The sequence below is a fragment of the Corynebacterium sp. NML120713 genome, assembly GCF_001875735.1.
GTDB classification, from domain to species: Bacteria; Actinomycetota; Actinomycetes; order Mycobacteriales; family Mycobacteriaceae; genus Corynebacterium; species Corynebacterium pseudogenitalium.
In genome coordinates this window covers 1-22,187 of sequence record NZ_MLCR01000022.1, presented here as the reverse complement: position 1 = coordinate 22,187, position 22,187 = coordinate 1, and the positions used below count along the sequence as shown (strand labels likewise).

The window sequence follows — 22,187 nt, the reverse complement described above, 5'->3', positions numbered from 1 at the left end:
GAAAGTAGGAATCATGTCTCAGCTCACCGGTACATACAAGCTCGACCCGGCACACTCCTCCATCGGCTTCACCGTCCGCCACGCGATGGTGACGAAGGTCCGCGGCGAGTTTACCGACCACGACGCCACCATCACGCTCACCGACGATCTGGCAGCAAGCACGGCACAGGGCACCGTCCGAACCGCGAGCGTCGATACCCGAAACGAGGACCGCGACGCACACGTGCGCGGCGAGGACTTCTTCGATGTGGAGAAGCACCCGGAAATGACGTTTACCTCCACGGCATTCAACGTAGATAATGCCGGCAACGGCACCGCCACGGGCGACCTCACCATCAAGGGCACCACGAAACCAGTCACGTTCGAGGTTGAGACCTTCGGCATCGATTTCCAGGCCCCGCTCAACTCGGGCGGCATGCTCGTGAGTGAGAAGGTCGCCATTGAAATTGAGGGCTCCGCGATCAAGCAGAGCGCCTAGTCTCTGCCGTACCATCGAGGCATGAGTGCTTCGAAGATCCCAACCATGTCGGTCCCCGTACAGGACTCCCGCGGGCCGTACGTCCTCGGCATCGACGTCGGCTCTACCGCGAGCCGCGGCGGCCTTTACGACGCCACCGGCCGCCCCGTCAAGGGCGCGAAGCAGCGCGTTGCGCACGCGTTTACTACCACCGCTGACGGCGCGAGCACCATCGACGCCGACCAGGTCGTCGCCGAGGTCCGCAAGGTTATCGACGACACCGTCGCGTTCGCCGCAGCGCATGACCTGCGCATTGAGGCCGTCTGCATGGACTCGTTCGCCTCGAGCCTCCTCCTTGTCGACGCCCACGGCGACGCCCTGACCCCGCTGTACACCTACGCGGACTCACAATCCCGCGACTACGTCGAACGGCTCCGCAACACAATCGACGAGGCCGAGTACCACCAGCGCACCGGCGTGCGCCTCCACACGAGTTACCACCCGGCGCGCCTCGCCTGGGCAAAGGAGCAGCTGCCCGAGTTTGCGCGCGCAGCCACGGTCATGGCGATCGGCGAGTACGTGTACCACAAGCTCGCGGGCATCCATGGCCTGGCCGTCTCTACCGCGGCGTGGTCGGGCGTCACCAATGCGCACACGGGGAAGCTCGACACCGAGATTCTCGACGCCATCGACATCCCGCACGACATGATCCAGCCGCTGCGCTTCCCCGACGAACCCGACTACCCGGATGACACCGCGTGGCCCGCGCTCAATGGGGTTGCGTGGTTCCACTGCATCCCCGACGGCTGGCCGTCCAATGTCGGCCCCGGCGCGACCGGCCCCGACACTATCGCGGTAGCCGCGGCGACCTCCGGCGCGATGCGCGTCATCCTCCCGGAGGTGCCAGCTCGCATCCCAGAGGGACTGTGGTGCTACCGCATCGCACGAGACAAGGCCATCTTGGGCGGCGCGCTCAACGACGTCGGGCGTGCCGTCACCTGGCTCGAGGAAACCATCCAGCCGGTGGCCCCGGATGAGATCGCCGCGGTGCTTTCCTCCGGGCCAGGGCGCGCCCCGCTAGTGCTGCCGTTCTTTACCGGCGAGCGCTCCACCGGCTGGGCCGCGAGCGCGCAAGCGCAGCTCTTGGGCATCACCGCGGCAACTACACCGGCCAATTTGTGGCGGGGCGTGTTTGAAGGCATCGCGATGTCGTATCTTCGCGTCTACGAGCAGCTCAAGGAGGCAGGCGCACTCCCCGAGCGCGTGGTCGCCTCCGGGCGCGTCACGGCCGACCACCCGGCGTGGCTGTCGGTGCTCGCCGATGCGCTTGGTTGCGACGTCGTCCCCCTGGAGATGAAGCGCGCCACCCTGCGCGGTACCGTGCTCATCGCTCTCGACGCCATCGCCCCTGAGGCACAGCGGGCAACGCCCCCATTCGGCCAAGGGCACCGCAACGTGGATGCACACGCCGAGTACTTCAGGGAGCTCCGCGACCGCTTCGAGGCTGCGTACCGCACGTTAGTTGTACAGTAGCTCTACAATCAGTCTGATTGTCTCAGTACTGTTCTCACAAGGGAGCTTCGTTGGCACGCCACGCAACCCAGTCATCGCCATCCCCGCTGCGCACGGCACGCGGCGCGCTAGTAGCGTTCCTCGCGATTGCGGGCATCGCCACGGTAGTGGGCTTCGCCCTACTGTGGCCGGGCGGCAAGCAGCCAGAGGTCCTGCCCGGGTTTGAGCAGACCCAGACGTCGACGGCGGAAACCGTCAAGGCCACCGTCATTGAGCACTCGGTCGCTCCCTGTGGTGGCGTCGCAACGCCGAACCACCCTGAGTGCGACTTCCTGCGCGTCGAGCTCAAGTCCGGAGGCACCACCACGATCGAGACAGCGCAGCAGCCGGGTACCCCGGAGCTTTCGGTCGGTGACCGTGTGGTGCTCTCGGTGCACCGCAACCCCGAGACTTCGTACTCCTTCCTTGACATGGATCGCTCGATACCGCTTGGGCTGTGGCTCGCGCTCACGCTGCTGGTCGTCGTTGTGGTTGGGGCATGGCGTGGGGTGCGCGCGATTTTCGGCCTACTGTATACGTTGCTTGTCATCTTCGGCTTCCTGGTTCCCGGACTGCTGCTCGGCTACAGTCCGGTCGGACTTTCGCTGGTCACGGGGGCCGCGGTGCTCTTCCCTGTCATCTTTGTTGTGCACGGCAGGAATTGGAAATCCGCGTCAGCCCTGGCTGGCACCCTGACCGCGCTGGGGCTCGCGGCGCTCGCCGCGCGCCTCGCCATCGATACGACGCAGCTGCGCGGCCTTGCCGACGAAAACAACCTCCTCATCCACATGTACCTCCCCCAGGTGCAAGTGCCAGGCATCATGCTCGCCGGATTCATCATCGGTGCCCTCGGCGTGCTCACCGACGTCACCATTGCGCAGGCTTCAACGGTGCAGGAGCTCTACGAGACTTCGCCCGACGCGCGGCCCCGCGCCGTGTTCGCCTCCGCTATGAAGGTCGGCCACGACCACATTGCGTCGATGGTCTACACCCTGGTCCTGGCGTACATGGGCGCTGCCCTCCCCCTGTCGATGCTGCTCCAGGTCGCCGACCGGCCGCTGACCCAGGTGCTCACCTCCGACGTGGTGGCCACCGAGATCATGCGCTCGAGTATCGGCGCGATCGCGTTGGTCCTGGCAGTGCCGATCACCACGGCGATTGCCGCGTGGACAATCCGAGCTCCCCAACCCCAACAGTAATGTTGCTAGAGTTACGGGTGTGACTACTTTTAATCGACGCCGCTTCCTTCAAACCACCGCACTCGCACTTGCGAGCGCAACCCTTGGCTTCACCGCGCAAGCCCACGCCCAGGGCCGCGTCCTCGGCACTGTGATCGACTACGCGGGCGGGGTTCCGTCCGGCCGCGCAGTAAAGGCCGCCGGGCACCTCGGCGCTGTCCGCTACGTGTCGGAGCGCCGCCCCGGCGCGAACTGGATGCTGGGCAAGCCCGTCACGCTGGGCGAAACACAGGACTTCGCCGCGAACGACCTCGCCACGGCGTCCGTCTACCAGTTCGGCCGTGCCGAGACCGCCGACTGGCTCGGCGGCGCCGCTGCTGCCGCCCGCCACGCACCGGAGGCGATGCGCCTCCACGCCTCCGCCGGCGGCCCAACCGGCCGCCCGATCTACATCGCGATCGACGACAACCCCTCGCGTTCCCAGTACCTGAACCAGATCCGCCCCTACCTCCGGGCGTTCTCCGCGGCACTGGCGCTTGGTGGCTACCAGACCGGTGTGTACGGAAACATCAACGTGATCCAGTGGTGCATCGAAGACGGCATCGGCTCGTTCTTCTGGCAGCACGACTGGGGCTCCGGCGGCAAACTGCACCCGCGCGCAAACATCCACCAGAAAGCAAAGTGGACCGGAGTGATCGACGGCGTCACGGTGGACATCAACAACGTCTACAGCGCCGATTGGGGCCAGTGGACCCCTGGGCGACGCGGCCCCGGCTTCACCCTTGGCGACCTGGGCAGCTCCCAGCTTTCATCACGCTTTGATTGGCGCGCGCTGCTGCCGAAGTAGCGTCACGCAAAGTAGCGTCACCAGGACATGGCAAAACCCCGGTACACAGAGCGTAAAGGCTCGCCGCACCGGGGTCTTTGCGTTTGTGCTAGCTAGGGTCTCCCGGGAACTCGCGCGGGTCATTCGACATCCGCTCGCCGCTCAACGCGTCGAGCGCTGCGATATCTTCCTGCGAAAGCTCGACCTCGACCGCCCCGAGATTCTCCTCGAGGCGAACTGGATTCGCCGTCTTCGGCACAACCGAGCATCCCAGGCTCATCACGTACGCGAGCGCAATCTGCGCCGGGGTCCGGCCGTGCTTCTCGGCGAGGCGAGTAAACACCGGATCGTCAAGGTTCGCGCCTCGCGCGAGCGGCGCCCACGCCTCGGTGACAATCCCCTTTTCCTGGTGATAGGTGCGCAGCTCCTGCTGAGTAAACCCTGCGTGCAGCTCCACCTGGTTGAGCACTGGCGCGACGCCGGTGTGCGCGATGATCTCATCGAGCACCTCTTCATAGAAGTTCGCCACGCCTACCGACTGCAACCGGCCCATGCCCTGCAGCTGCACCAAAGATTCGTACGCTTGCACGAAGGTCCCGTGCTGCGGCCACGGCCAGTGCACGAGGAAGAGATCGATAAACTCGAGCCCCATCCGCTGCAGCGACTCCTCGTAGGCTTCCGCTGCACGAGTCTGGTCATCGTTCCATAGCTTCGAGGTGATGAATAGCTCTTCGCGAGTCACATCACCGGCCGCAATCGCGTCGGCGACCGCGCGACCAACCTGCTCCTCATTGCCGTAAAAGGAGGCAGTGTCGATGTGGCGGTAGCCCAACTCAATAGCTCGCCGCACGATGTTGACGCAGTCTTCACCTTGCAGCTTGTAAGTGCCCAGACCTAGCAGCGGAAAATCATAACCGTCGTTGAGTGTTGTCACTGGAATGCGCATATCGAATCCTTAGCGCGCGTCAAGCAGGTCGATAATGAACACCAGCGTCAGGCCGGAGAGCGGGTGGCCGCCACCAGCAGGGCCGTACGCCTTCTCCGGCGGAATCGTCAGCTTGCGGCGACCGCCAACCTTCATCCCCGGGATGCCCTCTTGCCAACCCGCGATGAGGCCAGCCAACGGGAACTCCGCGGCCTCGCCGCGGTCCCACGAAGAGTCGAACTCTTCACCGGTTGCATAGTCAACACCCAGGTAGTGCACCTGCACATAACCGCCTGCTACAGCTTCGGCTCCGTCGCCGACTACGAGATCCTCGATGACAAGGTCCGTTGGGGCAGGTGCTTCAGGTACCTCAATCGTGGGCTTTTCCATACGTGAATACTCCTTGCGTCGTTCATTCATGGCGAAACCGCCGGGTACATATCCCCAAAGTATAAAGGAAGATACGTACCCGGCGGTGAACGCTAGAGATTATCGCTGGTCACGCGGCACAAAGTCGCGCTTCGTGTAGCCGGTGTAGATCTGGCGTGGACGGTTGATCTTGGAGTTCATCGCCAGCTGCTCGCGGTACTGTGCGATCCAGCCCGGGAGACGGCCGATGGCGAAGAGCACGGTGAAGAAGTCCGTCGGGAAGCCCATCGCGCGGTAGATCAGACCGGTGTAGAAGTCTACGTTCGGGTAGAGCTTGCGCGAGATGAAGTAGTCGTCCTTCAGCGCGATCTCCTCGAGCTTCATCGCCAGGTCCAGGAGCTCGTCGCCACCGAGGTGCTCCAGCACCTCGTGTGCGGTCTCCTTGACGATCGCTGCGCGTGGGTCGTAGTTCTTGTACACGCGGTGGCCGAAGCCCATTAGGCGGACGCCCTTTTCCTTGTTCTTCACGCGGTTCATGAAGTCGGTGGCGTCGCCGCCGTGGTTGTCCTTAATGTCCTCGAGCATCTCGAGCACAGCCTGGTTTGCACCACCGTGCAGCGGGCCTGCCAGCGCGTTGATGCCGCCTGCAATGGAGACGAACATGTTCGCCTGCGCGGAAGCAATCATGCGGACCGTGGAGGTGGAGCAGTTCTGCTCGTGGTCTGCGTGCAGAATCAGCAGCTTGTCCAGAGCCTTCACCAGGATCGGGTCAACCTCGTACGGCTCGGTTGGGTAGCCGAACATCATGCGGAGGAAGTTCTCGCGTGCGTTCAGCGAGTTGTCTGGGTACATGTACGGCTTACCGCGGGATGCACGGTATGCGTACGCCGCCAGCATCGGCACCTTCGCCATCAGGCGAACGGTTGCCTTGTCCAGCTGCTCCTCGTCGAGCGGATCCAGCTGGTCCTGGTAGTAAGCAGAAAGAATGTTCACGGACGACGCCAGCACCGCCATTGGGTGTGCGTTGCGCGGGAAGACGTTGAACGCGGCCTTGAAGTCTTCGTCGAGAAGCGTGTGGTGACGAATCTCGGAGTTGAACTTCTTGTACTCATCCGTCGTTGGAAGCTCGCCATTGATGAGGAGATACGACACCTCGTTGAACGTTGCATTCTGCGCCAGTTCAGCGATGTCGTAGCCGCGGTAACGCAGAATGCCATTGGCGCCATCGATGTAGGTGATCTTCGACTCGGTCGAGCCAGTGGACACGTAGCCCGGATCGAAGGTGACAAGCCCAGTCTCCCCGAGGAGGTTGCCTAGCACCACTCCGTCGTTGCCCTCGGTGGCGGACTTGATGTCCATTTCGAATTCGCCACCTGGGTAGTGAAGTACAGCTTTGTCTTGACCTTCAGAAGCCATAGCAAACCTTTCTCAGAAGTTTCGGAAACCCTATTCCTTGCGGGATGCAAGGAGGTTGCAATTTACTCCCGCAATGCTAGCAAAAAATGTGACTCGCCCGACACAACTCAATAAATCTATTGACCACCACACCCCCATTTGTTCGATTTTCAAGTATCCGGAAAAGAGCTGGCGAAAGGCGCCCCGGGCGCGTCGTTGGGTAATAAGATGCAGTGAGACGCGAGTGGCGTCGTCAAGTTTCTCTACCCCCTGTTACAGGAAAGGCTGCCATGCAAACATTTCCGGTTCTTCCCCCAGCTCTGCTTCCTAGCGATGGGCGTTTTGGCTGCGGCCCTTCAAAGGTTCGCCCGGAGCAGCTCGAGGCTATCGCGAAGGGCGCGGACATCATTGGTACCTCTCACCGCCAGCCAGCTGTGAAGAATCTTGTGGGTGAGGTCCGCCAAGGTTTGCACGACTTCTTCAGCCTTCCGGAAGGCTACGAAATCGTGTTTTCGCTCGGAGGCGCGACCGCCTTTTGGGACGCCGCTACCTTCGGCCTCATCGAGACGAAGTCTGCACACCTGACGTTCGGTGAGTTTTCTGGAAAGTTTGCGAAGGCCTCGGCCGCCGCTCCATGGCTGGCTGATCCGCAGATCGTGGACTCCTCACCCGGCACCGCACCTTCGCCGCACGAGCTCGACGGCGCCGACGCCGACGTCGTTGCGTGGGCACACAACGAGACTTCCACCGGCGCGATGGTCCCTGTTCGCCGCCCGGACACCGATGCACTCGTAGTTATCGACGCCACCTCCGGCGCCGGCGGCCTCCCCGTCAATGTGCACGAGGCGGACGTCTACTACTTCTCGCCACAGAAGTGCTTCGCTTCTGACGGCGGCATGTGGTTCGCCGTGATGAGCCCAGCCGCCCTGGAGCGCATTGAAAAGATCCAGGCGTCTGGCCGCTTCATCCCCGCGTTCCTGAACTTGCAGACGGCCGTCGATAACTCACGGAAGAACCAGACGTACAACACTCCGGCAATCAGCCCTCTGTTGATGCTGGCGGAGCAGGTTCGTTGGATGAACGAGCTCGGCGGGTTGGATGCGATGGTTGCTCGCACGACGGCTTCGTCCTCCCTGCTGTACAAGTGGGCTGACAACCACGAGTTTGCAACGCCGTTCGTCGAGGACCCTGCTGCCCGTTCCAAGGTCGTCGGTACGATCGATTTCGACGAGCGCATCGACGCAGCTGAGCTGGCTAAGGCGCTTCGCCAGAATGGTTACCTGGATACGGAGCCGTACCGCAAGCTTGGCCGCAACCAGTTGCGCATCGGTCTGTTCCCTGCAATCAAGTCCGAGGACGTCAAGCATCTGACCAAGTCTATTGACTATCTGATCGAACAGGGCGTGGGCCAGAAGTAGTCCAGAACAAATGGGCTAAGCTGGTGGAGGTATTTGTCAGCGGAAAGGAGCCACATGCGCGAGTTGTACCTCATGGATGAGGAGTCCACGGAGACGTTCTTCGTCCTCCGAGATGACGAGGGCATCCGTTACCAGCTCGCGCGTTCCGAGATGCAGGCCGTGGCTGAGGAGGAATCCATCAAGCCTGAGCTTGAGGTTGCACCGGACGCGCAGGAACCATCCGCTGACGCTGACAATGCACTCGGTGACGAGCACTCCGAGGACGCAGCGGAGACAGCCTCCGAGGAGAAGCCCCGCAGCCTGCCGGAACCGGACCCGCTGTACTCCACCCCGCTTTCGATGCGCCCGAACCAGATCCAGGCGCGCATCCGCTCCGGCACCCAGCCGTCCGAGTTGGCTGAGGAGATGGGGGTGGCTGAAAGCCGGATCGACCCGTACGCCCACCCGGTGCTCCTGGAGCGCTCGCAGGTTGCCGAGGCCGCAAAGCAGTCGCACCCGATGCGCGAGGACGGCCCAGCGAAGCTGACGCTGTTCGAAATCCTCGCCACCGCATTCGCTGCCCGCGGGCATTCGCTTAGCGACGCCACCTGGGACGCAACCCGTGAGCCCGGCGATGACTGGGTGGTGCATGTCCGGTGGCAGGCAGGCTTAAGCGAAAACGAGGCCTTGTGGTCCTTCCACCGCCAGATGGGTTCCGCACCGACGACGGAGGCGCGAAACTCCATCGCTGCAGACCTCACAGACCCGGATTTTGTGCAGCCAGTTCGTTCACTCACGGCTATCGATCAAGACGTCGATGAGGGCGAAGACGCCACCGATGCCCCCGCTGCTTCGGACGAGGATGCAATCGCGACCGGTGACTTCTTGCAGCACCCGGATGAGGCACCGCAGCCGCAGAAGAGGCGTCGAAAAGCTGTAACTCCGCACTGGGAAGATGTCCTGTTGGGGGTCCGAACAAACACGAAGCGGCCGCGAAAGTAGGGCCCCGCTATGTCTCATAACGCCGTGGTTACCTGCTGGTTTGTCAACGTCGCACACCCGGAGGAGGTGCTCGCGGGCGAGCCGAAGGCGGACCGTGGGTTCGGCCGAAAGCTGCTCGCACAGGTTAACCCGGCGTGGCCTATTACCCCGATTGGCCAGTTCCCGCTGAATCGTTCCTCGGTTCCTGGTGTGGACGAGTATTACATCGCGGGGTACCCGGGAGTTGCGGTTGTCCGTTTCTTTGTCAGGGACGCGGAGCGCATCAGCGAAACCGCCAAGGCGCTGCGCACCGCACTGCCTAGCGCTGACACCTACGTCTACGCAGAAGGCACCGATTCGGACTACGCGGCGATCGCCCACTACCAGGGTGAGACGCTGCGCCGCGCGTTCTCTGCCACCCGCGACCACGTCTTCGAGGACGTCGGCTTGCCGGACCCGTTCGAGGCCCCGTACTGGGCCGGGGAAACCGCACCCCAGCTCGGCGGCATTTCGCTACCGTTCGAGCCGCCAGCGCTGATGCGCGAGGCTGAGCGCGCGTGGTTGGGTATCGAGGTCGGCGAGGACGGTCCGGATGTGCACATCATCGGCTACGCGGTGGATGGCCGCCCGGAGCCGAAAGTCGAGGCTCCTGCCCCACGCACCAAGACTGTCAACGAGGTGGCGGCGAAGTTCGCCGAGCAGACCAACACGTACGACGACTACGAGCAGCACGACGAAGAGGCAGAGCGTGACGAGTTTTCCGAGCTTGCCGACGCCTCCGTCGCAGCAGCAAAGCGCGTTGGCCGCGGGCTACGTCGCCGCGCCCGCGACCTAAAGGCTACGATTGCGGAGAAAATCCGCCACGCAGACCGCGGCTGATGAGGTCACGCTGGCGCTCGTAGAACGCAATCGCCGCAGCCGTGGCCACGTTGAGTGAATCCGTTCCGGGCGCCATGGGGATTTTCGCGCGCACATCGGTCGCGCGCATTGCGTGCTGCGTGAGCCCAGGGCCTTCCCCACCGACGAGAAATGCCACCTTCTCGTGATCGTTAAATGCCTCTGAGAGGTACACGGCATCGTCCGCAGGGGTCAGTGACACCAGCCACCAGCCCTGTTCCTGCAGCTGTGCGAGCTCGCGCTGCCACGTGGTTGGGGTGCCGCCAAAGTGCGCAAACGGGGTGCGAAGCACATGGCCCATCGATACGCGGACGCTGCGCCGGTAGAGCGGGTCGGCGGTGGCGGCACCGAACAGCACGCCATCAACGCCCATGCCGGCGGCGTTGCGGAAGATGGAGCCGATGTTCTCGTGGTCCCCTACTCCCTCAAGAATTACCAGGGTGCGGGCATCTGCCACGACGTCTTCGACGCTCAGCGGTTCGGGTTTATCCGCGGAGACTAACAGCCCACGGTGCATGTCGTAGCCGGCGACCTCCCCCATCACTGCGCGGCTGATCTCGTAGACCGGTATTCCTTCCGCTTCGAGGCGCTCGCCGTACTGCTCCAAAAAAGATTGGAGGCGGCCACCGAAGCCGAACACCGCGCGGACAGGAAAGCGGGACTCCACAAGGCGTCCCGCAACAAGAGGCCCCTCCGCAAACACCAGGCCTTTCTCGCGGTCTGAGTGCTTCAGGTCGCGGATATCGTCAAGCCGGGGGTCGGAGGGGTCGTCGATAACTATGCTCACGCTTTACGAGATTAGCGACATCAACGGTCCTTGTGCGAAATAGATCAGGAACAGCGCAGAAATCAGCCACATGATCCAGTGAATGTCCTTGCGCTTGCCAGCGAAGAGCGCCATCACGGTAAACGCGATGAAGCCGACGCCGATGCCGTTGGCAATCGAGTAGGTCAGCGGCATCATGATGATGGTTAAGAAGGCCGGGAAGGCAACGTCGAAACGGGTCCAGTCGATGTTGCTGACCTGCATCATCATCAGCGCGCCAACCACGACGAGGACCGGTGCGGCGGCCTCGATTGGGACGATTTCGTACAGCGGGGTGAGGAACATCGCCAGCAGGAACAGGATGCCGGTGACCACGTTTGCGAGGCCGGTGCGGGCGCCGTCAGCAATGCCGGCGGACGAGTCCACGAACACCGTGTTCGAGGAACCAGAGAACGCGCCACCGACTACTGCGCCGAAGCCTTCAACAACGAGGGCTTTCTTCATGCCTGGCAGGTTGTCGTTCTCGTCGGTCAGGCCGGCCTGGCGGCCGAGCGCCGTCATGGTGCCCATTGCGTCGAAGAAGTTCGCCAACACGAGGGTGAAGACCAGGAGGCTGGCGGCGACGACACCGACCTCAACGAAGGCACCAACCATGTCGATTTTGCCCACGAGGGACAGATCCGGGATGCCACCCAAGGAATCCGGAAGCGCAGGGACCGCGAGCGACCAGCCGTGGTCATTCTCAGCGGACGAGCCTGCACCGACGAAGGACTCCACAATCATCGAGATGATCGTCGTCGCGACGATGCCGATGAACAGCCCACCCGGAATGTTCCGGATCACCATGAAGCCACAGATGAGCAGGCCGATGACAAACACAGCCGTCGGCCACGAGGCGATCGAACCACCGAAGCCCAGCTGCACCGGGACAGTGGTGTGTGCCTCGTCAGGAATGCGGCGCACGAACCCGGCGTCCACCAGGCCGATCATCGCGATGAACATGCCGATGCCGACACTCATTGCCACCTTCATCGAGTTCGGGATGGCCTCAAAGACGGCGGTACGGAACCCGGAAATCGCAAGAATGCAGATGATAATACCGTCAATCACGATGAGGCCCATGGCCTCTGGCCAGGTCAGGCCCTGTTGCCCAACGAGTGTCACTGCAACGAGTGTGTTCAGGCCAAGGCCCGCAGCGATACCAAACGGGTATTTAGCAATAACGCCGAACAAGATACACATCACACCGGCGGCAAGGGCCGTCACCGCAGCTACCTGCGGGATACCAAGCACGACACCTTCGCGGTCGGGGCTCGTGCCCAGGATCAGAGGATTCAGGAGCACGATGTACGCCATCGCAAAGAAGGTCACGATACCGGCGCGGATTTCGCGGCCGACGCTCGAGCCTCGCTCACTGATATGGAAGAATTTATCAAGCCCGCTAGCGGGCTGCTTCGTTGAAGATTCGCTTGGAATACTCACTGCGAAGATCCCCTTTAGTTCGTTGAGGAAGTTATGAAAGAGAGCAAAGTTGTTGCATGCATCGGCTGAAATCTATCTGCCAAAAGCCTGCAATAGACTTTTACCTTAGTGCACACACTTCCTAATAATTTCGACTTGGAGCCCAAAGTGGATGTATTCAGCTTTGTCATTTCGCAAGGCATGGTTGCAGATGCGGATCTGCTCACTTCGAAGCTTCGCGGCTGCGGCATCTCGCACTCGGAGTTTGAACGCCTCCGCGTTACGGTCAGCCAGGTTATGGGCCCTCGCAAAGCAGTCGTCCACGTCAGGGGAGACCATGTGTCCTTGACGCTTCGCCCGGCGCCTGCGCCCTCCACGGAGATCACCATGTTCGCGGAGCCAATCCGGGATCAGCGCGCGCAGCCGAACAGGCACGGGCCGGACCTCGGGTGGCAGTTGCACGCATCGGCAACGCTGGGCACCAACGACGGATTGCTTGCCGACGCCAGCGGCCGCATCATCTCCGCACTCCTCCAACCACTGATCACATTTCCAAGCGCCACGCAGGCGGTCTTCTCCGGGCACCCTGCTACCGCGGGGTCATACGCGCTGGAGGGGGTTGTGCGTGTGTTGGAGGAGGCGGGCGTCGAAACGCATGAGGCGCACGACGGCTTCTCACGCTTCGATCTGATGCACCAGGAGACGTGGGCCGTCGATGCTGTGCAGGGTGCCCGGCTTGTCGAGCAATGGCAGGAGTATGGCACACCCAAGCCTGGCCCCCGAATGATTTCGCGCGGTTTACTGCCGACGCACCGCGAGATCAATGAAACCCGGCGGCTGCGGGCATCACTGCTCTAGCGGGTTACTTCCCGTCGTGGCGCGGCGCCTTGGTATCTGCGTGGGCACCGCAGCCGTAGGATGCAGCGACGATGCGGCCATCAGCTGAGTATTCGTTGGTGCACACTCCGAAGTTCTCCCCCACTGGGTGCTCCATTGGAATGTAGAACGCGCAGGTCCGGCAGTGCAGCGTTGCCTGCTCGGCGAACGCAGAATTAGGGCCAAACTTGCCCTTCCGCCACCGCGTCTTCGCCGCATTGAGGCCTTCTTGCGTGAGGTAGTGGTCAGTTTCCCTGCCTGGGAACGTCACTGCATCCTTTGCAAAGGAGTCTGTGGTCAGGCGCTCGTCGTCAGGCGCTGGCTCCATGATGTCGCCGGGGCCGAGGTCGCCGGGGCGAAGACGCTCGGAGTACGGCACCCAGTCCGGCGCCTGCAGCGCGTCGCGAGCCGGCATGAGCGCGACCTCGTTGACGGTCACCCATGTTGAGCCCGTGGCACACGCGACGACCGCGTTCCATTCCCACCCGTTGTAGCCAGGCACGCTCGCTTCGAAGCGGTGCGTGGCCACGTTGCTCGAGAGCCCAGCGACACCGATGTGCGCGCCGACCTCGCCTTCCGCGATCTCGAGGATGGCCTCTCGCGCGACCTCAATTGCTTTGTCGCTCAGCAGTGGTGAAGAGTTCTTGTTCTGAGACACGCTCTCCATTATGGCCCATTTCTGGGGAAATGCTGCATGATGGACGTATGCGTGTTCACTCCCGACGGTTTTGGTCCATCCTGATGTGTCCTTTGGTGCTGCTCACCGTGAGTGGTTGCGATGAAGCTGCCACCGAGGTGGAGCAGCTGAAACCCGAAATCGTACAACGCTACGACTACGACCCTGCCCTGTTCACCCAGGGCCTCGAAGTCGATGAGGACGGCACGCTCCTCGTCAGTACCGGCCAATATGGAGCGTCCGGCATGTATCGGCTCACGACAGAAGGCGACGTGTTGGGCGAGGTTGCCTTGCCGGACGTGTTCTTCGGCGAAGGCATGACCCGCGTCGGAGATTCGGTTTGGCAGCTGACGTGGCAGGAGGGCACCGCGTTTCGCCGCGATGCAGCGTCCCTAGCAACTGTCGATACCGCCCACTACGACGGCGAAGGGTGGGGGCTGTGCGCCACCGATGATGCACTTATTTTCTCCGACGGTTCCGCCGAGCTGCGCCGCATGGACCCGGACACGCTCGCCGAGCTTGCGCGGTTCGAAGTCACCGACCAAGGCAAACCCGTCGAGGGTCTCAACGAGTTGGAGTGCGTCGGCGACGACGTCTACGCAAACATCTTCACAACCACCGACATCGTGCGTATCGACGCCACCTCCGGCCACGTCACGGCCAGGATCGATGCGTCGTCTCTTCCCAACAACGCCGACGAAGACATAAACAATGTGCTCAACGGGATCGCGCATATCCCTGGCACCGACGAGTTTTACCTCACCGGCAAGCGTTGGCCTGACCTCTACCGCGTCCGGCTGGTCCCGTCCCAGTAGAATTTCGCTCATGACTGCTTCCCGCCGTGCTTCCTCTCGCCTTGCACTCCAACTCGGTGCGACAGTTCTCGCCGTCGCTATCCTGCTCGCTGGGGTGTACGCGTTCATGAACTGGCAGCGCTCGCAGCCAGGTCTTCCCGTAGAAGACCTTCGGATTCACGTCACTGCATCCGACGGCGAGCACGAGATCGCCCCTTACACGCTCTGCCCCCTCGATGAGCAATGTGACGGCGGTGAGCCACCGGCACTCACACGTGATGGCTCCGACGAACTCACATTCCGCATCGACCCAGATATCGCTGCGGGCAGCTGGCGCCTCCTCCTCATTTACGACGACCCCTCCGCCAACGAAGAGCGCCTCCACCAGGCTGGCGAGACCACCGAAGAGACCGCTCCTGCCGTCAAAGAAGGCGGGGCAAAACTCCTCGTTGCTGAAGTCTCGACGCTGGCCGTAAAAAATGACGACCACGGGGAAGAAATCCCGGTGGTCGCCACATGGTCGGTCGCGTTTGAATAACGCTTAGGCGTCAAGCTCCTTCGCCACTGCGCGCAGGATGCCCGCAACCTGTCGAGCCTCTTTGCGTTCAGGGTAGCGCCCAGCCGTCAACGCCGGTTGCACGTCGGACTCGATGAGCGTCATCACATCGGCAAGCATGCTTCCGAGTTCTTCTGGCTTCCTACGGTGCACGGGGCGACGCTTCGGCGTCTCCAAGATGGCGACGCGCAGCGCCTGCGGGCCCTTTCGGCCTGCGGCAAAGTCGAACTCGATGCGCTGTCCAGGCACAAGCTCATCCACACCATCCGGGAGCACCGACTTAGAAATAAATACGTCGTCGTCTCCAGGGTTGGATGCGAAGCCGAAGCCCTTGTCGGCGTCGAACCACTTCACCTTTCCAATTGGCATTAGTCTTCGTTCCTTCTCTGTTCTCTATGCAGACTCAGCAGTGGCTATCCATCATAGTCGTATCGCCCGTTCGAGCCCCAACACGAAAGAAAGTGCCACAAATCACACTCGCGCCAATTTTGCTCATGAACAGGCCAAACGGCCCTACCAGTCTCCCCGCGTCCGCGACACCGACCCCAAAAAGTGCCCGGAGCGTGACTAAATCGTTATAAAGCGTTAGGCTGTCCCGCAGCAAGAAAACGAGGCACGCTGAGTTCTGTTCGCCTCGCACAATTACACAAACAACAGAAGCGGAGGACCCAACCTTCGGAAACTCCCTCCCGGAGATTCCTTGGGGTGAAGTTGCTACTGCAACCGGGCACCTCAGCCCGAACCCGACAGCTTACTTCGCAAGCGACAACAAGAGAGGACATCGTATTTTCATGGGACGCCATTCCAAGCAGACCACTTCCCTGACCAAGAAGGCACTCGCCGGCGCAGCTGCAACCGCGGCGTTCGCTGGACTGATGGCCCCAGAAGCCACGGCAGCGCCTGACTCCGACTGGGACCGTCTCGCACAGTGCGAGTCCGGCGGCAACTGGGCAATCAACACCGGCAACGGCTACCACGGCGGCCTGCAGTTCTCCGCGTCCACCTGGCAGGCATTCGGTGGCGGCCAGTTCGCTCCAACCGCGAACCTGGCAACCCGTGAGCAGCAGATCATCGTTGCAGAGCGCACCCTGGCACAGCAGGGTTGGGGCGCATGGCCAGCATGCTCCGCTCGCCTTGGACTGAACTCCGCTGCGACAAATCGCGACGCACAGGCTGCCGCACCGGCACCTGCTCCTGCACGCGCTGCCGTTGCATCCCCGGACGCAGCCCAGCGCCAGGCAGAGAACCCAGTTGACGCCCTGTACCGTCAGCTCGGCAGCTCCCTGAGCAACTATGGTTTCGCGATTCCGGCGCACATCCAGCAGTCCTACGCTGCGAACCGCGCGAACTACGATGCGTTCTACAGCCAGAACGCTGCACTGATCAACGCTGTTCGCTCGGGCGATCTCGCCGCTATCGGCGCAGCACTGCTGAACCGCTAAGCACTCAATAGAACGTGCCCGCCACAGAAAGCTTGTGGCGGGCACGTTTGTTTTGCTTTATGAAAGGGGCATAGGGACTGGCCAGCCCACTCTTTCAGGGCTGGCCGAAAGGTTGAACGCTTAGCGGTTGATTCGCGTCGTTGGGTGGACGTACCCGATTTCTTCCGCTGGGAGTGGGAGCACGAGCTCGTCCCCAAACGGGCTAGATGCACCGGTAAGCTGCGAGGACAGCTCGGTGACAGGCGAACCATTACCAGGGGTGTTGGTGGGCCACGCCGGGTTCGCGCGACCGATCTTCTCTACGTCTTTAGCCATGCGTACTATTCTTTCACGCCTTGGCAAAAATCGCACGTACACTAGCCAACGCTATGACTACGTTCCAGGAAGCGCTCCGCACGATGCGCCCCGAACAACTCCGGGAGCTCATTTATCTCAGGCCAGACGCCTTTTACCCCACCCCGCCATCCTGGGGTTCGCTGGGGACGCGGCTGTCGCTGGCTGGGTCTGCAGCACGAGCGTTACGCCGTCTCAACGCTGCCGAGTTGCGGCTTCTGGAAGCGCTCGGGGACGTCGGCGCCGAACTCTCTCCCGTCGACACCAACAATGTCCCCGCAGCGCGTGTTCCCGGGGCCGTCGAGCGTCTCCGTGCGATGGCGCTCATCTATGGCCCGGATACTGCTGTACAGGTCGCACCAGGGGCACTTTCCGCGCTGCCGTCGGGGTGGCGCCTCGGGGACCAGGCCCCACCGAACCTCGACGGGCTGCTGGAAGGACTCAGCGCCCGCGAGCGCTCAGTGCTGGATACGCTAGCGGCGTCAGGTTCCATCGGCACGACGAGGGCCGCCGCGGCGGACGCGGATCCCACGACGCCAGTTGCAACACTCATTGCGAAAGGGCTGCTCATCCGCGTCGACGCCACAACGGTCCGCCTACCTCGCCCCGTCCGCGACGTCCTCCGTGGCCTGCCACCGCGCGAGTTCCCCGAGCACGCCCCTGCCGTCAACGATCCAGATCAGCCGACGATCGACCGCAACGCGACTGGCGCGGGCCTCGACGCGGTGCGCAAGCTCCGCCAGCTACTGCTCCTGTTACTTGAGTCCCCGGTCGCACTGAACAAGGACGGCTCCCTGGGAGTCCGCGCACATGCGGGGTTAACGCAGGCCCTCGGTTTCGATCCTGCGCTCCTCATTACCACGGGCGAATCCGCCGGCCTTCTCGGCCGCGGAAGCACCGACGAGGCCGACGTACTCGCGGCCACCCACGACGCTCTTTCCTGGTTGGACGCCACGCTCGCCGACCAGTGGGCTATCCTCCTCGCCGGCTGGCTCGCCTCGCCCTGGCGCACCGACAAGACGCCGGAGCACCGCCTCCTTTCCGAGCCCACCCACAACCCCGACGTCAGGCATGCCCGGAGGCGCATCGTCGAGTACGCAGGCCCCGACCAAGAGGCCCGATTACTGTTCCACGTACCGCTCATGGCAGCGAATTTCTCGCCCCAACTTATCGACGCCACCATCGCCGAAGCCGCATTCGTCGGCGCGATTGGCGGCGTGGGGAGCTCGCCGTCGACACCGCTGCTTGCACTTCTCAACGACGGCGACGTCGTCGAGGCTACGAAGCAGCTCGTCCCCGCGGAGGTCTCGCAACTCATCGCGCAGGGCGACATGACACTGCTCGCCCCGGGGCCGCTCGATGCGGCGACCGCCGCCGTCGTCGAAGATATCGCCGACCTTGAATCGCCGGGCCTTGCCAGCATGTGGCGCATCAGCGACGCCTCCCTGAAGCGCGCCCTCGACCGTGGGCACGACGCCGACTCACTGCACACATGGTTGAAACAGCACATCATGGGCGAGGTTCCGCAGGCCATCACCTTCCTTATCGATGATCTCTCCCGCACCCACGGCGCAATCCGCGCCGGCAGCGCGCTGAGCTACATCCGCTGCGCCGACCCTGCCCTCCTCGCCGTGGCGGCTGAGCACGCCGATCTGCGGATCTTGGCGCCAACCGTCGCCGTCAGCCCGCTTCCGCTGCCACGCTTGCTCCACGAGTTGCAAGCCGCGGGCCTGCAGCCCACCGCCGAAGACGACCACGGCGCCTCCATCACGCTTGCGGAGGAACCAACACTGGTGCGAGCAACACCGTCCTCGCTTCCCAGAACCGCCTCTCTGAGCGAAGAGGACGTCGATAAGATTGTTGCGGCCCTCAACTCGGATACAAGCCAACCTTCCGGGGTCAGCGAAACGTCAACGACTGATATGCTTCGTGCAGCAGCCCGCGCCCGTCGCCGCGTCAAGGTTGAGTACGCGGACTCGCAGGGCGCGCAGCACACCCTAACGGTCATCCCGTTGACGGTGAGTGTCGGCGTCATTGATGCGCAGGACACGGCCACGCAGCGCGTGATCCGCATACCACTGCGGCGCGTCACCACTGTGACGCTGGTGTAGAAAGAAAGGTCCAACAATGACGTTTGGGGACGGCCCACTGATCGTGCAGTCCGATAAAACCGTACTGCTTGAAATCGCGCACCCGGACGCGGCGAAAGCTCGCGCAGCGCTTTCCCCATTCGCTGAACTCGAGCGCGCCCCCGAACACGTCCACACCTACCGAATCACCCCGCTGGCGCTCTGGAATGCCCGCGCCACCGGCTTCGACGCCGAGACCGCGGTCGACGTCCTCGAGCGTTACTCCCGCTTTCCCGTCCCCCAGTCGCTCCTCATCGACATCGCCGAAACCATGGCGCGCTACGGCCGCGTCACCATGCTCAACGAACCCCAGCGCGGGCTCATCCTCACCGCGGAAGAACCCGCCATCCTGGACGAGATCACGCGCAACAAGAACATCATTCCGCTGCTTGGGCAGCGCTTCGATGAGCACACGGTCGGCGTACACCCGTCCGCACGCGGTCGCATTAAACAGGAACTGATCAAGACTGGCTGGCCGGTGGCGGACCACGCCGGATACGTCGACGGCGAATTCCACCCAATCGCGCTCGACTTTGACGGTTGGGAGCTTCGCGACTACCAGCAGTACGCCGCTCAAGCATTCTGGGAGGGCGGCTCAGGCGTGGTGGTCCTGCCGTGCGGTGCGGGCAAAACCATCGTTGGCGCCGCCGCGATGGCGCAGGCAGAGACGACCACGCTGATCCTTGTAACCAACACTATCGCCGGGCGGCAGTGGCGCGATGAGCTGCTGCGCCGCACCACGCTCACCCCGGAAGAAATCGGTGAGTACTCCGGCGAAAAGAAGGAGATCCGCCCGGTCACCATCGCGACCTATCAAGTAGTCACCCGGAAGACAAAGGGCGAATACCGCGCCCTCGAGCTTTTCGACACCACCGACTGGGGCCTCATCATCTACGACGAAGTCCACCTCCTCCCCGCCCCCGTTTTCCGCATGGCGGCCGACCTCCAGTCGCGCCGCCGTCTCGGCCTGACCGCAACGCTCATCCGCGAGGACGGCCGCGAGGACGACGTCTTCTCCCTCATCGGCCCCAAGCGTTACGACGCCCCCTGGAAAGAACTCGAAATGGCAGGCTTCATCGCCACCGCCGAATGCATCGAGGTCCGCACCACGCTCACGGAAGAAGAGCGCCGCAGCTACGCGACGGCCTCCGCACGCGAGCGCTACCGCCTGGCCGCCACCGCATCAGCCAAACTCCCGACGGTCAAGGACATTCTCGCCCGCCACGAGGTCGAACCGACGCTCATCATCGGAGCTTACGTCGACCACCTGCGCCACATCGCGCAGCAGATCGACGCTCCACTCATCGACGGCCGCACCAGCACCAAAGCCCGCGAAGAAGCCTTCGAGCGCTTCCGCCAGGGCGAGCTCCGCATCCTCGTCGTATCGAAGGTGGCGAACTTCTCCATTGACCTACCCCAAGCAGCGGTGGGCATCCAGGTGTCGGGCACCTTCGGTTCCCGCCAGGAAGAGGCCCAGCGCCTCGGCCGACTCCTTCGACCCAAGCCAGACAGCAGCGAGGTCTTGTTCTACACCGTGGTCACACGAGACACCCTGGACGCCGAGTACGCCATGCACCGCCAACGCTTCCTCGCCGAACAGGGCTACGCTTATCGCATCATGGATGCCTCAGACCTCAAACGCGGCCTATAGACTGTGGCCTATGACTGAACAACCATTCCGCTTCAACGTCGACGAAGAATACGCCAAAGAACACAACGAACTCATTCGAAATACCAAGAACCTCGTTACCTCAAGCATCGCTCTGTTCGTCGTCTGCCTCATCGCGGGCGTCATAGTCTGGTTCCTCGTCGACCCGACCTCCCCCTGGCGCCTACTCGGATCCCTCTCCCTTATCTTTTTCGGCACCATCATGCTGATCGTCGGTCTTGCTATTCCTCGCGCGGTTCCACGTACCCAAGCAATTTACGACGCCAACCCCCTCTCTCCCGCCGTCATCACCGATGACAAGGGCACCACAGTTACCCTCACCGCGTTAGTAAACACAGCCGTTGACCAGCAGTCCCCTGCCGAGTGGGCGCTCACCTCAACTGTGGTGCAACGGATCCCCGGCGTCACTCCTAAGGTTGGCGCTGCAGTTCCGTGCGTCGCTGTGGGAGGCCAGCGCACATCCCGCGACAAGGCACACTGGGCAACGATTACTCCGATGCCAATCGCGTGGGGCACCCCTTCAGAGGAAGTTATCAAACAAGCCACGGACTACATCCCCGACGATCAGTGGCGCGCCCTCAAGCAAGCTATCCGCGACGAGGATCTAGTCAAGAAGTCTAGAAATGAGCTCATAGCTCTTTAGGCCGACATCCTCGCCTCTGCGTACGCCCCAGGGAATGCTCAAGCCCTGGGGCGTATTGCTTGCGCCATGCCTCAGCCATTGAGGCCAGGTAGCCTGAGAGGCCTAACACTTTGAACGGAGATTCCAAGATGAACGATGCTTTTCCCCTTCGCACCCCTCGCCTTATCCTCACTCCTCCCACGGACCAAGATATAGACGCCATTTTTAGGATCCACGCCGACGCCCGCACCTATCAACACCGTCCCGACCTCGCGATGAAAAACCGCAAAGAGGCAGAGGAGTTGGCGCGCACATGGCAAGAAAACTGGGATGAACAGGGTCTTGGCTACTACGTAGTGTCCACGATTGACGGAACAACCATCGGGTTTACTGGAGTACGCCACAGTGAGGAAGCCGGTGAACAGGTACTCAACCTCTATTACCGATTCGCCCCTGAATCTCAGGGCCAGGGATACGCAAAGGAGGCTGCATCTGCGGCGATTGCCAATGCACAGGAACGTTTCCCGCAGCTTCCAGTCATCGCTATCATCGACCCCACTAATGAGGCATCGATCGGTTTAGCATTGAGGCTCGGACTCCACCACGTCCATGGTGCGGGTGTACCGAACGATTACGAAGTCTACCGCCTCTCCTGAATTCTGGGCTCAACGCGGCGGGGTTCTCGACGCGAGTCTCTCTAGATACATCCCCGTTTGTTTGTTGTGGGTGCACAAAAAATGTGGTGGGTACCACCACCCCCACAACGGGAACAGTGACACCCACCACACACAAGAAAATGAAGTTATAGGCCGGCGGTAACCTACTCTCCCACACCCTCCCAGGTGCAGTACCATCAGCGCGGGCGGGCTTAGCTAACCGGGTTCGGA

The 22,187-nt window shown here is 62.4% G+C and carries 23 protein-coding genes and 1 riboswitch; of the genes, 15 read left to right on the top strand and 8 right to left on the bottom strand.

Annotation, left to right across the window (positions count from 1 at the left end; translation table 11 throughout):
* Positions 1-13 precede the first annotated feature (13 nt).
* The 4 genes from BJP06_RS10245 to BJP06_RS10230 are packed head-to-tail and all read left to right on the top strand — an operon-like array spanning position 14 to position 4,033.
* Positions 14-478, top strand: a complete 465-nt coding sequence (locus BJP06_RS10245; RefSeq protein ID WP_071573774.1) for a YceI family protein — start codon at positions 14-16, stop codon at positions 476-478.
* 21 nt (positions 479-499) lie between these two features.
* Positions 500-1,990 carry a gluconokinase gene (locus BJP06_RS10240; protein WP_071573773.1) on the top strand — a complete coding sequence of 497 codons (1,491 nt, stop codon included), beginning with the start codon at positions 500-502 and terminating at the stop codon, positions 1,988-1,990.
* Positions 1,991-2,040: 50 nt separating this feature from the next.
* Positions 2,041-3,207 (top strand): YibE/F family protein, encoded by a 1,167-nt coding sequence (locus BJP06_RS10235; protein WP_255365842.1) that lies wholly within the window; start codon positions 2,041-2,043, stop codon positions 3,205-3,207.
* 19 nt (positions 3,208-3,226) lie between these two features.
* A complete protein-coding gene (locus BJP06_RS10230) occupies positions 3,227-4,033 on the top strand; it encodes a DUF1906 domain-containing protein (RefSeq protein WP_071567054.1) in 807 nt (268 codons plus the stop codon).
* An 88-nt stretch (positions 4,034-4,121) separates the two neighbouring features.
* On the opposite strand, the gene BJP06_RS10225 is transcribed toward BJP06_RS10230, so the two are convergent.
* The 3 genes from BJP06_RS10225 to BJP06_RS10215 form a co-directional block, all read right to left on the bottom strand.
* Positions 4,122-4,958: an aldo/keto reductase gene (locus BJP06_RS10225; protein WP_071573772.1), complete on the bottom strand. Its 837-nt coding sequence runs from the start codon at positions 4,956-4,958 to the stop codon at positions 4,122-4,124.
* Between the two features lie 9 nt (positions 4,959-4,967).
* The gene (locus BJP06_RS10220; protein ID WP_070362854.1) at positions 4,968-5,327 is read right to left on the bottom strand and encodes an FKBP-type peptidyl-prolyl cis-trans isomerase; all 360 of its coding nucleotides are present in this window, start codon (positions 5,325-5,327) and stop codon (positions 4,968-4,970) included.
* 99 nt (positions 5,328-5,426) lie between these two features.
* Positions 5,427-6,722 (bottom strand): citrate synthase, encoded by a 1,296-nt coding sequence (locus BJP06_RS10215; protein WP_070362855.1) that lies wholly within the window; start codon positions 6,720-6,722, stop codon positions 5,427-5,429.
* A gap of 269 nt (positions 6,723-6,991) precedes the next feature.
* Here BJP06_RS10215 and serC point away from each other — a divergent pair, with 269 nt between their 5' ends.
* The 3 genes from serC to BJP06_RS10200 are packed head-to-tail and all read left to right on the top strand — an operon-like array spanning position 6,992 to position 9,958.
* Positions 6,992-8,119: a phosphoserine transaminase gene (gene serC, locus BJP06_RS10210; protein ID WP_071573771.1), complete on the top strand. Its 1,128-nt coding sequence runs from the start codon at positions 6,992-6,994 to the stop codon at positions 8,117-8,119.
* Between the two features lie 54 nt (positions 8,120-8,173).
* Positions 8,174-9,100, top strand: coding sequence for a septation protein SepH (gene sepH, locus BJP06_RS10205; protein WP_070362857.1), 927 nt, complete (start codon positions 8,174-8,176; stop codon positions 9,098-9,100).
* Between the two features lie 9 nt (positions 9,101-9,109).
* Positions 9,110-9,958, top strand: a complete 849-nt coding sequence (locus tag BJP06_RS10200) for a hypothetical protein (RefSeq protein ID WP_071573770.1) — start codon at positions 9,110-9,112, stop codon at positions 9,956-9,958.
* On the opposite strand, the gene BJP06_RS10195 is transcribed toward BJP06_RS10200, so the two are convergent.
* Together BJP06_RS10195 and BJP06_RS10190 are read right to left on the bottom strand one after the other, a co-directional pair.
* Positions 9,918-10,757: an RNA methyltransferase gene (locus BJP06_RS10195; RefSeq protein ID WP_070363559.1), complete on the bottom strand. Its 840-nt coding sequence runs from the start codon at positions 10,755-10,757 to the stop codon at positions 9,918-9,920. The genes BJP06_RS10200 and BJP06_RS10195 overlap by 41 nt on opposite strands.
* A 9-nt stretch (positions 10,758-10,766) precedes the next feature.
* Positions 10,767-12,224, bottom strand: a complete 1,458-nt coding sequence (locus tag BJP06_RS10190) for an NCS2 family permease (protein ID WP_240492729.1) — start codon at positions 12,222-12,224, stop codon at positions 10,767-10,769.
* A gap of 147 nt (positions 12,225-12,371) precedes the next feature.
* On the opposite strand from BJP06_RS10190, the gene BJP06_RS10185 reads away from it, so the two are divergent.
* Positions 12,372-13,061 carry a hypothetical protein gene (locus BJP06_RS10185; protein ID WP_070362860.1) on the top strand — a complete coding sequence of 230 codons (690 nt, stop codon included), beginning with the start codon at positions 12,372-12,374 and terminating at the stop codon, positions 13,059-13,061.
* A gap of 4 nt (positions 13,062-13,065) precedes the next feature.
* Here the strand turns inward: BJP06_RS10185 and BJP06_RS10180 are convergent, their stop codons facing one another.
* On the bottom strand, positions 13,066-13,737 hold the full coding sequence (locus tag BJP06_RS10180; protein WP_369822037.1) for a DUF3027 domain-containing protein: 672 nt from the start codon (positions 13,735-13,737) through the stop codon (positions 13,066-13,068).
* Between the two features lie 47 nt (positions 13,738-13,784).
* On the opposite strand from BJP06_RS10180, the gene BJP06_RS10175 reads away from it, so the two are divergent.
* Positions 13,785-14,570: a glutaminyl-peptide cyclotransferase gene (locus tag BJP06_RS10175; RefSeq protein ID WP_070363560.1), complete on the top strand. Its 786-nt coding sequence runs from the start codon at positions 13,785-13,787 to the stop codon at positions 14,568-14,570.
* A 10-nt stretch (positions 14,571-14,580) separates the two neighbouring features.
* Entirely contained in the window at positions 14,581-15,087 is a 507-nt protein-coding gene (locus BJP06_RS10170) for a DUF2771 domain-containing protein (RefSeq protein WP_070362862.1), read from the top strand.
* 3 nt (positions 15,088-15,090) lie between these two features.
* On the opposite strand, the gene BJP06_RS10165 is transcribed toward BJP06_RS10170, so the two are convergent.
* Positions 15,091-15,474, bottom strand: coding sequence for a cold-shock protein (locus BJP06_RS10165; RefSeq protein ID WP_070362863.1), 384 nt, complete (start codon positions 15,472-15,474; stop codon positions 15,091-15,093).
* Between the two features lie 237 nt (positions 15,475-15,711).
* Positions 15,712-15,887: riboswitch (cyclic di-AMP (ydaO/yuaA leader) on the top strand.
* Between the two features lie 9 nt (positions 15,888-15,896).
* Here BJP06_RS10165 and BJP06_RS10160 point away from each other — a divergent pair.
* The gene (locus tag BJP06_RS10160) at positions 15,897-16,547 is read left to right on the top strand and encodes a resuscitation-promoting factor Rpf1 domain-containing protein (RefSeq protein WP_071573769.1); all 651 of its coding nucleotides are present in this window, start codon (positions 15,897-15,899) and stop codon (positions 16,545-16,547) included.
* A 120-nt stretch (positions 16,548-16,667) separates the two neighbouring features.
* On the opposite strand, the gene BJP06_RS10155 is transcribed toward BJP06_RS10160, so the two are convergent.
* A complete protein-coding gene (locus BJP06_RS10155; RefSeq protein WP_070362866.1) occupies positions 16,668-16,862 on the bottom strand; it encodes a hypothetical protein in 195 nt (64 codons plus the stop codon).
* A 53-nt stretch (positions 16,863-16,915) separates the two neighbouring features.
* On the opposite strand from BJP06_RS10155, the gene BJP06_RS10150 reads away from it, so the two are divergent.
* From BJP06_RS10150 to BJP06_RS10135, 4 genes are all read left to right on the top strand, one after another.
* Positions 16,916-18,991, top strand: coding sequence for a helicase-associated domain-containing protein (locus BJP06_RS10150; RefSeq protein WP_071573768.1), 2,076 nt, complete (start codon positions 16,916-16,918; stop codon positions 18,989-18,991).
* A 16-nt stretch (positions 18,992-19,007) separates the two neighbouring features.
* Complete coding sequence (locus tag BJP06_RS10145) at positions 19,008-20,660, top strand: DNA repair helicase XPB (protein WP_071573767.1); 1,653 nt, start codon at positions 19,008-19,010, stop codon at positions 20,658-20,660.
* Positions 20,661-20,670: 10 nt separating this feature from the next.
* Positions 20,671-21,321 (top strand): DUF3239 domain-containing protein, encoded by a 651-nt coding sequence (locus BJP06_RS10140; RefSeq protein ID WP_071573766.1) that lies wholly within the window; start codon positions 20,671-20,673, stop codon positions 21,319-21,321.
* Positions 21,322-21,449: 128 nt separating this feature from the next.
* A complete protein-coding gene (locus BJP06_RS10135; RefSeq protein ID WP_071573765.1) occupies positions 21,450-21,956 on the top strand; it encodes a GNAT family N-acetyltransferase in 507 nt (168 codons plus the stop codon).
* Positions 21,957-22,187: the final 231 nt, after the last annotated feature.